General features: G+C 33.2%; 10 protein-coding genes. 4 read left to right on the top strand and 6 right to left on the bottom strand.

What is annotated here, in order from left to right:
- Positions 1 to 63: 63 nt before the first annotated feature.
- From hxlB to nagB, 3 genes are all read right to left on the bottom strand, one after another.
- A complete protein-coding gene (hxlB, locus tag IDG65_RS00050; protein WP_000807391.1) occupies positions 64 to 612 on the bottom strand; it encodes a 6-phospho-3-hexuloisomerase in 549 nt (182 codons plus the stop codon).
- A 1-nt stretch (position 613) separates the two neighbouring features.
- On the bottom strand, positions 614 to 1,246 hold the full coding sequence (gene hxlA, locus IDG65_RS00045) for a 3-hexulose-6-phosphate synthase (protein ID WP_000422864.1): 633 nt from the start codon (positions 1,244 to 1,246) through the stop codon (positions 614 to 616).
- 76 nt (positions 1,247 to 1,322) lie between these two features.
- Positions 1,323 to 2,081 carry a glucosamine-6-phosphate deaminase gene (nagB, locus tag IDG65_RS00040; RefSeq protein WP_000866415.1) on the bottom strand — a complete coding sequence of 253 codons (759 nt, stop codon included), beginning with the start codon at positions 2,079 to 2,081 and terminating at the stop codon, positions 1,323 to 1,325.
- A 275-nt stretch (positions 2,082 to 2,356) separates the two neighbouring features.
- Between nagB and IDG65_RS00035 the strand changes: the two genes are divergently transcribed.
- The 4 genes from IDG65_RS00035 to sdgB all read left to right on the top strand — a co-directional run bounded on the left by IDG65_RS00035 (position 2,357) and on the right by sdgB (position 6,061).
- Entirely contained in the window at positions 2,357 to 2,719 is a 363-nt protein-coding gene (locus IDG65_RS00035; protein WP_001547756.1) for a YojF family protein, read from the top strand.
- A gap of 13 nt (positions 2,720 to 2,732) precedes the next feature.
- Complete coding sequence (gene bshB2, locus IDG65_RS00030; RefSeq protein ID WP_000129068.1) at positions 2,733 to 3,398, top strand: bacillithiol biosynthesis deacetylase BshB2; 666 nt, start codon at positions 2,733 to 2,735, stop codon at positions 3,396 to 3,398.
- A gap of 12 nt (positions 3,399 to 3,410) precedes the next feature.
- Positions 3,411 to 4,289, top strand: a complete 879-nt coding sequence (gene folE2, locus IDG65_RS00025) for a GTP cyclohydrolase FolE2 (RefSeq protein WP_000134232.1) — start codon at positions 3,411 to 3,413, stop codon at positions 4,287 to 4,289.
- 281 nt (positions 4,290 to 4,570) lie between these two features.
- The gene (gene sdgB, locus IDG65_RS00020; RefSeq protein WP_001106118.1) at positions 4,571 to 6,061 is read left to right on the top strand and encodes a serine-aspartate repeat adhesin O-glycosyltransferase SdgB; all 1,491 of its coding nucleotides are present in this window, start codon (positions 4,571 to 4,573) and stop codon (positions 6,059 to 6,061) included.
- Between the two features lie 125 nt (positions 6,062 to 6,186).
- Here the strand turns inward: sdgB and sdgA are convergent, their stop codons facing one another.
- The 3 genes from sdgA to IDG65_RS00005 all read right to left on the bottom strand — a co-directional run.
- Positions 6,187 to 7,659 carry a serine-aspartate repeat adhesin O-glycosyltransferase SdgA gene (gene sdgA, locus IDG65_RS00015; RefSeq protein ID WP_001106735.1) on the bottom strand — a complete coding sequence of 491 codons (1,473 nt, stop codon included), beginning with the start codon at positions 7,657 to 7,659 and terminating at the stop codon, positions 6,187 to 6,189.
- Between the two features lie 118 nt (positions 7,660 to 7,777).
- On the bottom strand, positions 7,778 to 11,113 hold the full coding sequence (locus IDG65_RS00010) for an SdrD B-like domain-containing protein (RefSeq protein WP_061385065.1): 3,336 nt from the start codon (positions 11,111 to 11,113) through the stop codon (positions 7,778 to 7,780).
- 393 nt (positions 11,114 to 11,506) lie between these two features.
- Positions 11,507 to 12,118 (bottom strand): LPXTG cell wall anchor domain-containing protein (locus IDG65_RS00005; RefSeq protein ID WP_142301511.1); only part of this gene is annotated, 612 nt, incomplete at its 5' end.

Raw genomic sequence — 12,118 nt, 5'->3', positions numbered from 1 at the left:
TTTAAATAAAAAAATAATCGATAATATTTCTGCCTAGGCCTCATATTATCGACTATCTTTGTTTTATTCTAAATTAGCATGATTTTGTTGCATCGTTTGTTCCGTTACATTCATTTCAGTCATCAATCCCATTACAACACTATCTAAAAATAATTGAGATGCTTGTTCAAACAAACTTCCTAATGGTTGTGCCGAGCCTTGTTCATCATATTTTGTACCTGCAGGCAAAACGATGTTCGTCCCAGCTAGATTGCCTATTGCAGAATCTTTATTTGTAGTAATTAATACGATGTCAGCACCTACTGATTTTGCTTTGTCTGCTAATAATCTTAAATGTTCCGTGGAACCTGAACCAGAGATAATTACAAATACATCATTCGACTTAATCGCAGGTGTCGTTGATTCTCCAACAACATGTGCCTGTTTGCCGAGCTGATTTAAGCGCATTGCAAAGCTATTCGCCACGAATCCTGAACGTCCTTTGCCAGCTACAAATATATGTTTAGCATGTAGTATTTTGGACGCAAACGTTGAAAATTCATCCGCTTCAACATGTGACAAAGTCATCTTTAATTCATCTAGAATTAATTGATAGTCACTAAATTCAGCCATATTACTTACCTTCGATTGCAGCGCGACATTGTTTTGCAGCTTCTACTGGATCATCTGCATTTGCGATTCCGCCACCAACAATAACAAGATCAGGACTTTCAGCGACAATTTCTTTAATTGTATCTGGTTTAATTCCACCTGCTACTGCAACTTTAGAATTTTTAATAACAGATTTAACGGTTCTTAAACTTTCTAATGGTGATTGCCCTTCTGCTTGTAAATCATAACCAGTGTGTACTGCAATATAATCCGCACCCATTTCATCTAGTTCTTTTGCACGTTTTTCTAAATCTTGAACAGCAATCATATCAACTAGTAATTGTTTATTATTTTTATGAGCTTCTTCAATAGCTGCTTTAATTGATGCATCTTCTGCAACACCTAGTATTGTAATTACATCCGCGCCAAATTTAATTGCTTGGCTAACTTCATAATCAGCTGCATCCATAATTTTCATGTCTGCTAATACTTTTACATTACTAATGTTGTCTGCCATATGTTTAACTGCTGGTAAACCTTCGTTGTAAATGATTGGCGTACCGATTTCTACGATATCTACATAATCTTTTACTTTATTTGCTAACTCAGCCGCGTCTTCTTTGTTTAATAAATCAATTGCTAATTGTAATTCCACTAAAAATCATCCTTCCAATGCTTTTTATCTTTCTATTGGAACCTTTCCCGAGGCATTTCTTAATTAAACATTGCAATCAATCCATTTCATCGACATGAATTTTCGCAACATTTTTCGGGCAAGCTTCGTCGTCTAAATATATCTCAACATTCGGGTGTTTGTGAAGTAATGTGGCTGGAACATCAACAGAAATTTCCTGATTTAATAAATGTGTAATAGCAGCACGTTTCTTTTCACCAAATGCGAGTAAAATGATACGTTTGGCTTGAAGAATATTAGCAAGTCCCATCGAAATGGCTTGCTTTGGAACATCATCTTCGTTTTTAAAATATCGACTATTAGCCTTAATAGTACTTTCAGTCAAATCAACGATATGAGTAACGCTATCAAACGGCGTACCAGGTTCATTAAATCCAATATGACCATTTTCTCCAATACCTAAAATTTGAATATCACGTTGACCTTGTTGTTCTAAAACGTCATTATATTTTGACGCTTCCGCATTCATATCATCGGCATCTCCATTTGGAATATGAATGTTCTTTCTATTAAAATAAGGATATTGTTTGAAAAGCATGTCATCCATATAATAGTGATAACTTTGCGGATGTGATGCGGTTAAACCTACATATTCGTCTAAATTAAACGTGGATACATTATCTACGTTTAACTGATTTTTATTTAATAACTTAACAAGTTGTTCATACAAATCTGTCATTGTACCACCAGTTGCTAAACCTAGTTTACAGTGCTGATTAAATGCCATCTCTTTATATAACTCACATGCAACATAGAATGATGCTTGTTTTTTCGATCCTAAGTTTAATACTTTCATTGTTTACATGCCTCCACAAATTTAATACATTTTAAAAACTTATGAATTCATTCATACACCATTAATATAGCATCATTTTTAATGTTTAACACTTTTCAAATTCCAACAAATTTTTGATTTTTAAAAGTAAAAAACGAATGCTGTATGATTACGTAATCCTGAGTAATTACCCTTCATGAAAATTAATTTATAAATAATTGAGCAATCGTATACAATTATCGAATAGTTTTTAGTAAAATAGAAAGATAAACACATTGATAGTGTAAGGAGTGAACGTGTTGGAACCAATTAAAGAACAAGAAGTTATAGATTTACTTGCTTCTTTTGAACATAAACCTGTGTATCTGCATGTTGAAACGACAAATGGGGCCTATGCGAACCATTTCGATCAACGTGTTTTTAATGCTGGTACTTTTTTAAGAAACATACAAATAACATATACGCATGCACAACTAAAAGGTGGTAATAAAGAACCTTATCGCATTGGTCTTAAACTATCAAATGGTGGTTGGGTTTATGTACAAGGTCTAACGCATTTTGAGGTCAATGAACATGATGAATTTTTAATTGCAGGTTTTAATTACGAAGGTCAACTCGCTGCAGCACTTCAAATTAGTGAGCGACCATTTAATTTATAGAGGAGGCATCAACATGACTGACGAAAGACATGTATTAGTAATATTTCCACATCCTGATGATGAAACCTTCTCATCTGCAGGCACATTAGCAAGTTATATCCAAAAAGGCATACCTGTAACATATGCATGTTTAACCCTAGGACAAATGGGCAGAAATTTAGGTAATCCCCCATTTGCAACACGCGAATCATTACCAAGTATTCGTGAGCGTGAACTAGAAGAAGCTTGTAAAGTTATTGGTATTACTGATTTAAGAAAAATGGGTTTACGTGACAAAACTGTCGAATTTGAACCCTACGAACATATAGATGGTATGATTAAATCTTTAATCGATGATACAAATCCATCATTGATTATTTCATTTTATCCTGGATATGCAGTACATCCTGATCACGAAGCAACAGCAGACGCTGTAATTCGAACGGTTGAACGCATGCCTAAAGAAGAACGCCCTCGTTTAACTTTAGTTGCGTTCAGTAATGATGCAACCGAAGCTCTTGGAGAACCTGATATTCAAAATGATATTACAGATTTTAAAGAACTTAAAATTAAGGCATTTGAAGCACATGCTTCTCAAACAGGTCCATTTTTAAAACAATTAGCAAGTCCTGAAATCGATGGTAAACAACACAGCTTTTTAACAGTCGAACCATATTGGACATATCACTTTAAATCTTAACGGAGGAAAAAAATGACTGAATTTGATTTATCGACACGAGAAGGTCGTTGGAAACACTTTGGTTCCGTAGATCCTATTGAAGGCACGAAACCTACTACTAAGAACGAAATGACAGACTTACAAAGTACACATAAAGATTTTTTATTTGAAATAGAAGAAGTTGGTATTAAAAACTTAGTGTACCCTGTACTTGTTGACCAGTATCAAACAGCTGGCACATTTAGTTTTTCAACAAGTTTAACAAAAGACGAAAAAGGTATTAATATGAGCCGTATAATTGAAAGTGTTGAAAAGCACTATGATAATGGTATTGAACTTGAATTTAATACACTTTATCAGGTGTTACGCACTTTACAAACGAATATGAAACAAAATGCGGCAGGCGTTGATGTTTCTGGGAAATGGTTCTTTGATCGCTATAGTCCAACCACAAATATTAAAGCAGTTGGTAATGCCGATGTCACTTATGGATTAGCAATTGACGGTGATAAAGTTACACGTAAAGAACTTACTATTGAAGCAACTGTCACAACGCTATGCCCTTGTTCAAAAGAAATAAGTGAGTATTCAGCGCACAACCAACGTGGTGTTGTCACTGTTAAAACATATATTAATAAAGATCAAGACATAGTTGATGACTATAAAAATAAAATTTTAGATGCAATGGAAGCTAATGCAAGTTCAATTCTATACCCTATTTTAAAACGTCCTGATGAAAAACGTGTGACAGAGCGTGCATATGAAAATCCACGTTTTGTCGAAGACTTAATTCGTTTAATTGCCGCGGACTTAGTTGAATTTGATTGGTTAGACGGTTTCGATATCGAATGTCGTAATGAAGAGTCTATCCATCAACATGATGCTTTCGCTAAATTAAAGTATCGCAAATAATATCATATGATTAATTCAAACGCGTAACAGTAGTTGCGCGTTTTTATTATACCTTCTAGAGTTGTATATCTCTTTTATAAATCTTCTCATTTGATGTGCCTGAGTCATAAATCAATTTCCTAAACTCTACAATGATATATTGGTCGTAGTTGACTGAATAACTACTACCATTATAAATATCAAAACTTGTTGTTTTATAAATAAACACATCTTCCAGTTAAAAGAAGTAATTAAATATTATGTGATATAATTATAAAAAATAGATATAAGTGGTGTTGTAAATGAATTATTTTGTAGGTAATAGTTTAGGTGTTAATTTAACTGGGATAGAGAAAGCAATTATTAATCGTTTAAATTTATTTAAAGAAATGGGAAGACCAGCGCAATGTGTATTTCTGTCATGGAATAGATATTTATATAGAAATGCCCAAAATTATATTACTAGTTCTGACTATATTAATATGTATGATTTCTTCCAAGAAGCAACATATTTAGAACGCAATGAACCATTTGACTGGTTGTCGTATTGGACTGATGAATGTCATTATACTTTAAAACATGTTGAAAATAGTCATGACTTTAGAATATATGATCAAGAGCGTTTCTTAATGTATGCCCATTTTCAAGATCCTAAATATCGTATATTAGATTATGTGAATCATTTTGATAGTCAAAGACGAAAAGTAAAACGTGATTTTTATGATGTGCGTGGCTTTTTAAGTTGTAGTAGGATTCTTGTTGATAAACAACAAACATTATGTGAATTTTTCTATAATCCAGAAGGTGACACAAAATTAGAAAAGTATTTTTCTTACAAAGATGGCAAACCAGAAGTACAAAAAATTATTGTTTACTATGCTAACAAACAATATTTCTTTAATAATGAAACGGAATTAGGCGCATTTTTCATTAAACAACTATATCAACATGGGGATTTATTTTTCAGTGACCGTAATGTGTACACAGCACCTATTTTCAACTTAACGCCTGAGTCAATCCCAGTAGTAGCTGTGCTTCACAGTACACACATTAAAAATATTGATGCATTAGATTCATCGCCATTTAAAAATGTATATAAAGCGATGTTTGAAAATTTATCTCGATATCGTGCAATTATCGTTTCTACTGAGCAGCAAAAATTAGATGTTGAAAAACGTATTAACCGTACTATTCCAGTTGTTAATATTCCTGTCGGCTATAGTGAAACAATTGATACACCAGTCCAAACATTAGATCAGCGCAGTGTTAAATTAATTTCCGTTGCTCGTTATTCACCTGAAAAACAATTACATCAACAAATTGAATTAATTAAACGCTTAGTATCGTATGTCCCAAAAATAGAGCTTCATATGTATGGTTTTGGTTCTGAAAGTAAAAAATTAAATGAATTGATACAAAAATATGGATTGGAAAATCATGTTTACTTACGCGGCTTTTTAAGCAATCTAGACCAAGAATATAGCGATGCCTATTTGAGTTTAATAACAAGTAACATGGAAGGTTTCTCTTTAGCGCTACTTGAATCTTTAGCACATGGTGTTCCAGTTATTAGTTATGATATTAAATATGGACCTAACGAATTAATTACGCCTGATTTCAATGGTTATTTAATTACTAAAAATGATGAAGATGCCCTATTTGATAAAGTAAAATATGTGATTGATCATCCTGAAGTACAGCAACGACTGTCAAAAGGTAGTTTGGCAAAAGCGCAACAATATAGTAAAGCGTCGTTAATTAAACAATGGGACCAATTTGTTCGTCTTATATAAATGTACTTCACCTTTATTTTTATAAAAAAAAAGCGTTTTCCTATGTCATTTAACTAAACATGTAAGTTCGTATGAACGTTGTTTGTTAAATAGATGATTCTAGGAAAATGCTTTTTTCTTTTGACTTAGTTTAAAATATTTTGCCACTTTGTACTGATAGTAGTTGCATTGTACTGTTGTGCAGATTCTATGCTATTAATCGAAAACTGTTGCAATTTTTGAGTATTATTTAGTAATTGGTCGACCTTTTCAACCATTTGATTGATGTCACCTTGAGGTACTAAATAGCCATTAAATCCATCTTGAATCAGTTCTGATGGACCATAATCTACATCATAACTGATCACTGGTGTACCTACTGAAAGCGACTCTAAAATTGCTAAGCCAAAACCTTCCATTTTACTTGTCGATAACATCAGTTCTGCTTTAGCAATCTCTTCATTAATATGCGTCTTAAAACCATGAAATTTTACATGTTCCGATAAATGATAATCTTCTACAAGTTGTCGATATTCTGACAAACCATTTCCATGTCCATAAATATTTAATTGAATATTGGGATGTTTTGTTACTAATTGCTTGATCACTTCAACTTGATGTTTAATTTGTTTATTTTCAACGAGGCGAGCAATTGATATGATATGATTTTTCTCCTTTTGATTGATGTCAAATTGATACTTTAAATTTGCCACGTAGCCAACCGGAATATTGATAACTGGTATTTTATTTTCAATATATTGTGAAATATCTTGGCATTGCTGTTCTGTTGATACAACAATCGCTTTATAACGTGTTAAATTATTAAACACTGTTTTATAAAAACTTTTTATACCATTACCGGTGTCGGCTAAATGTGTACTGTGGAGCACAACAATAACTGGAATACTTTGATTTAATCCCGCTATAACATTTCCTAATTCATGAGGACGATCTAATATGATTTGATCATTATTTTTACATAATTGATGGAGAAAATATTGAACTAATTCATCTTCTGTATCAAAAAATTGTTGATGCTGATCTTCATTTAAGATAACCTTTGTGAGCGTGTTTTTCCCTTTTATATCGTCGAAATATTTTTGGATGACGATTTCCCCATTAGGTGTATAGTAATTTTCGAGTACAATCCGTTGTCCTTCACCTAAAATTCGAGAACAACTTAAAAAGCCTCTTCCATCATACAATTCGCGTTTTACTTTTCTTCTTTTATGATCAAAATAATTCACATAGTTTAAATGATGATACTGTTTATCTAAAAAATGTGCATACATTACAAATTGCTCTTCATCATATATTCTGACATCATTTGAATTTTCCACAAATTTCAATGTGTACCTACATGACTTTTCCCAATACTGTATCCAGTTAACTTGCTTTGTCTTTTTATAATTGATTGCTTTTTGAAAATAGTCATACATTGTAAATACATCATTTTCAATCTGATGTTGCTTCGCATATGTGTATGAATAAGGATTCCATTTAACATATACACATTTTGAAGATATGCCGTGTTGTTTGAACAACTTCAATCTATTTATTTGCGCTTTTTCTACACCTGTAATTTTACTTTCTAAAATTGTTCCTAAAATGTAATTCATATTATCGCCTCATATAAGTTTTATTCCGTATCTTTATTGTTTATTTTATATGAAAAATACATCTATTGCATGTGTAATTATAAAAAAACCAGGCCACAAGGACCTGGGTCATATTGTATTATTTGTTTTGTTTTTTGCGACGACCGAATAACAATAATGAACCTAATGCTGCAAATAATCCACCAAATAACGTTGCGTTATTTGAGCCGTTATTTTCACTACCTGTTTCTGGTAATGCTTTTGCTTTATTGTGATGGTCTTTAGTAGTACTCATTGGTTTAACAGGTGTATGTTTTCCTGCATCCGAGTCCGAATCGCTATCTGAGTCTGAGTCGCTGTCCGAATCTGAGTCGCTATCTGAGTCTGAGTCGCTGTCCGAATCTGAGTCGCTGTCTGAATCTGAGTCGCTATCTGAGTCTGAATCACTGTCCGAATCTGAGTCGCTATCTGAGTCTGAGTCGCTATCTGAATCTGAATCGCTGTCTGAGTCTGAGTCACTGTCTGAGTCTGAGTCGCTATCTGAGTCTGAGTCACTGTCTGAATCTGAGTCGCTATCTGAGTCTGAATCGCTGTCTGAATCTGAGTCGCTATCTGAGTCTGAATCGCTATCTGAGTCTGAATCGCTGTCTGAGTCTGAATCACTGTCTGATGTATCTTCTTCGAAGTATCCGTTATCAAGTGTGAAATCATCATGATCCGTAATTGTTACGTCAACTTCGCCACCATCTGCATCTTTATCATCTTCAGTTGTATTTGTAACTGTTTGTGTTAAGCCAGCAGGCTTTTCAAAAATAACTTTGTATTTACCGCTATCTAAATTATCGAAACGATATTTACCATTTTCATCTGTTTTAGTTGTTCCAATTACTTCGCCTTTTTCGTTTTGCAATGTAACTGTCACATCTTTAATACCTTTTTCAGTTGAGTCTTGTTTGCCGTCTTTGTTACTGTCGTACCAAACATAATCACCTAAACTGTATTTTGGTGTTTTATAGAAACCACTGTCTAATGTCATATTATCTGCATCTTTAATGACACCTGTTGTTGTTAAACCATTAGAATCTTTATCTTCAGCTGTAGTATTTTTAACCGTTGGCGTGTAACCTGCTGGTGTTTCAAATTCTACTGTATAGTTACCATTATCTAAATCTGTAAATTTATATTTACCCGAGGCATCAGTAGTAGTTGTACCAATAACTTTTCCAGTACTATCTTTCAATGTAACCTTGACATCTTTGATACCAGGTTCATTAGCATCTTGGATACCATCTTTATTTGTATCTTCCCATACATAGTCACCAAGATTATATTTAGGTTCTTTATAAAAACCAGTGTCTAAAGACATATCATCTTTACCATTAATTTTAACAGTTACAGAACTACCATTTGAGTCTTTTTCACCATCAGTTGTTCCATTTTCTTTTGTTGGAAGGTATCCAGCTGGCGTTTCGAATTTAACTGTATAAGTTTCTCCGTCTTTCAAACCACCGAATTCATAATGACCATTCGCATCTGTTCTTACTGATTTTGTAGTACCGTCCGGGTAAGTTAATGTAACTAAAACGTTTGCCATTGGCTTTTCTTTTGAATCTGTACCTTGAACACCGTCTTTATCAACGTCTTCCCATACATAGTCACCAATTTTGTATAACTTTTCTTCAGGTTTAACAGTACCGTCACCACCGCCAGAGTCATTAGAAGTTACGATGAAGTTTGAATATCCTGCATAATTATAATAACCATATTTATCAGTTGTTCTCATACTAGTACCTTGGGCAATATCTAGTTCGCCATCTGATGTAGGTGTATATTTACTAACAACTTTGATAATATAGGCTGAATTAATATCACCAAAATCCAATGTTGCTACATTATTACTAAATGATTTTTTATTATCAAATTGACTTGTTACATCTTCGTATTGACTAAAATCATAGATTCTATTACTTTGAGGCAATTGTTGATCAGAGTTAACTTTATAAACCTTTATTTCTGTATTTTGGTCAATAATGGTACTACCATTTCCTAGTTTAATATTTCCATAATCATCTACTTGACTACCAGCTATATCAACTTTAGTGTTGGTTGCTGATTTTTTCAATGGGTTAACATAAATTTGTTGTTCAATAGTTTGCTTATCTTCATCTAATTTTGTAAAGATAGATTGAATGTTTGAATCACCATGGACCATTGGATCTTGATAATCAACAGTGACATTTTGGCTTGTTTCTTTACCTGCTGTAGCAAATGTTAAATTCAAACTTGTCTCATTTGGAACTGTTTTTTTATCAATATACGAATATAGAGTTAAGCGTGATTTTATATCTTCATATTTATCTACATAGTCTGTAAATGTATATGTGATTTGCTTAGTTGCTTTATCAAATGTTCCTTTAGCAATGACCTCTCCTGATGGATCAGTAATATCGATAGGATCATTTTTATCTGTTAAATCCGAAGGAATTACATTCTTATCATAATTAATCGTCATTGTATCGCCTTTTTTGACTTTATTGTCAATTGTAAACTCTGTATCATATTCAATATCTTTACCGTCATGCGCTGCTGCCACATTATCTTTACCATCGCCAACTTTGATTGTTTGCTTCGTCACTTTAATTAAATCATTTACATTGTTTGAAGCAACTGCTGCTGGTTGTGCAACTGCAAAGCGCATTTTTGCGTTTACACGTTTTGGTGCAACACTTGTTGGAGCTGTAGCAACTGGTTTAGTTGAATGATCTGTATTGCTATCATTTCTAACCAATTCTTTTAATTTCTCAGGATTATTTTTAAGTTCTTCTTTTGACACATTTACTGGTTCTTTTGGATTAGTTGCATCTGTAACTTGATTGTCTACTTTTGAAGGCGTTGGTTGCGGTTGTGAATTTTCAATATTTGTAGATTCTTGAGGTGTAGTTGGTTTTGTTTGAATTTCACTTGTAGATGGTTTTGTAGTTACATCGTTATTTGTATTATTTGGTGCTTTCTTCTCTTCTAAAATAACAGATGTATCTTCTGTCGCGGTTTTATCAGTTGAAGGTTTAACATTTTCTTTTTCAATGTTTTGAGGCTTAGTTTCAGTTGTAGCTGTAACGTTATTTTGCTGTTGTTGAGTACTTGATGTAGTTGATTCTTCTTTAGCTTCTGGTTGTGAATCAGTATTTGTTTCTTTCTTAATTGGATTTGTTGAATCATTTTCTGTTGTCGAATTATTTTCAGCTTCTGACACTACTTCTTTATTATCACTAGTCGTTGCATCATCTTGTTTTGCATTTTCTGTACTAGTGTTTTCAGCAGCTTTAGCTTCTTGGTTCCCTAGACCAAAAATCAATGTCGTACCTACTAAAATCGATGCAGTTCCTACAGTATACTTTCTAATCGAAAATTTGTTTAAGCGATTTGAAATCATACCCTTTTTTGTTATTGCCTTTTTATTATCCCTGTTAATCATATAAATCTCCTTTAAAATATCAATATTTGCAAAAAATTAATATTTTTACATATAAAAATTTGTATTCCCATCGTAATACATTTTTAGATAAAGCACAATACTTTAAATAAATTTATTTATCTAAGACTGTTATTTTACACTTTGGTTTGAATAAATTAATTCTAGTAATTTTTAATTATTCGTTTGTTTTTTATATCAATTGTTTTAAATGGTTTGATACTGTGTTTAATTGCTTTTCTTATTCGTTTGTACTTTTAATGTAAAGATGAATTAAATTTATGTTGATTTATGTTATATTTTTTAAAAAATTGCACTATTTAATCTCAAACATAAGATACATTTCATAAATTTTGAAATAAAAAACCAGGCCTCACGGACCTGGTATAAGCTGTATTATTTATTTTGTTTTTTACGACGACCGAATAACAATAATGATCCTAATGCTGCGAATAATCCGCCAAATAACGTTGCGTTATTTGAGCCGCTATTTTCATTACCTGTTTCTGGTAATGCTTTTGCTTTATTGTGATGGTCTTTAGTAGTACTCATTGGTTTAACAGGTGTGTGCTTACCTGCATCTGAGTCTGAATCACTGTCTGAATCTGAGTCGCTATCTGAGTCTGAGTCGCTATCTGAATCTGAATCACTGTCTGAGTCTGAGTCGCTGTCCGAATCTGAGTCGCTGTCTGAATCTGAATCGCTATCTGAGTCTGAGTCTGAATCGCTATCTGAATCTGAGTCTGAATCGCTATCTGAGTCTGAGTCGCTGTCTGAATCTGAATCACTGTCTGAATCTGAATCGCTGTCTGAATCTGAGTCGCTATCTGAGTCTGAGTCGCTATCTGAGTCTGAATCGCTGTCTGAGTCTGAGTCGCTATCTGAGTCTGAATCGCTGTCCGAATCTGAGTCGCTATCTGAGTCTGAGTCGCTGTCTGAATCTGAATCGCTGTCTGAGTCTGAATCGCTATCTGAATCTGAATCGCTATCTGAGTCTGAGTCGCTATC

This window comes from Staphylococcus sp. EG-SA-17 (genome assembly GCF_017151845.1).
GTDB classification, from domain to species: Bacteria; Bacillota; Bacilli; order Staphylococcales; family Staphylococcaceae; genus Staphylococcus; species Staphylococcus aureus.
This window is presented reverse-complemented; position numbering and strand designations above follow the sequence as displayed.

Coding starts and splice junctions, on each gene's coding strand:
- hxlB (WP_000807391.1), bottom strand. CDS start 612: ATGGCTGAATTTAGTGACTATCAATTAATTCTAGATGAATTAAAGATG.
- nagB (WP_000866415.1), bottom strand. CDS start 2,081: ATGAAAGTATTAAACTTAGGATCGAAAAAACAAGCATCATTCTATGTT.
- bshB2 (WP_000129068.1), top strand. CDS start 2,733: ATGACTGACGAAAGACATGTATTAGTAATATTTCCACATCCTGATGAT.
- folE2 (WP_000134232.1), top strand. CDS start 3,411: ATGACTGAATTTGATTTATCGACACGAGAAGGTCGTTGGAAACACTTT.
- sdgB (WP_001106118.1), top strand. CDS start 4,571: ATGAATTATTTTGTAGGTAATAGTTTAGGTGTTAATTTAACTGGGATA.
- sdgA (WP_001106735.1), bottom strand. CDS start 7,659: ATGAATTACATTTTAGGAACAATTTTAGAAAGTAAAATTACAGGTGTA.
- IDG65_RS00010 (WP_061385065.1), bottom strand. CDS start 11,113: ATGATTAACAGGGATAATAAAAAGGCAATAACAAAAAAGGGTATGATT.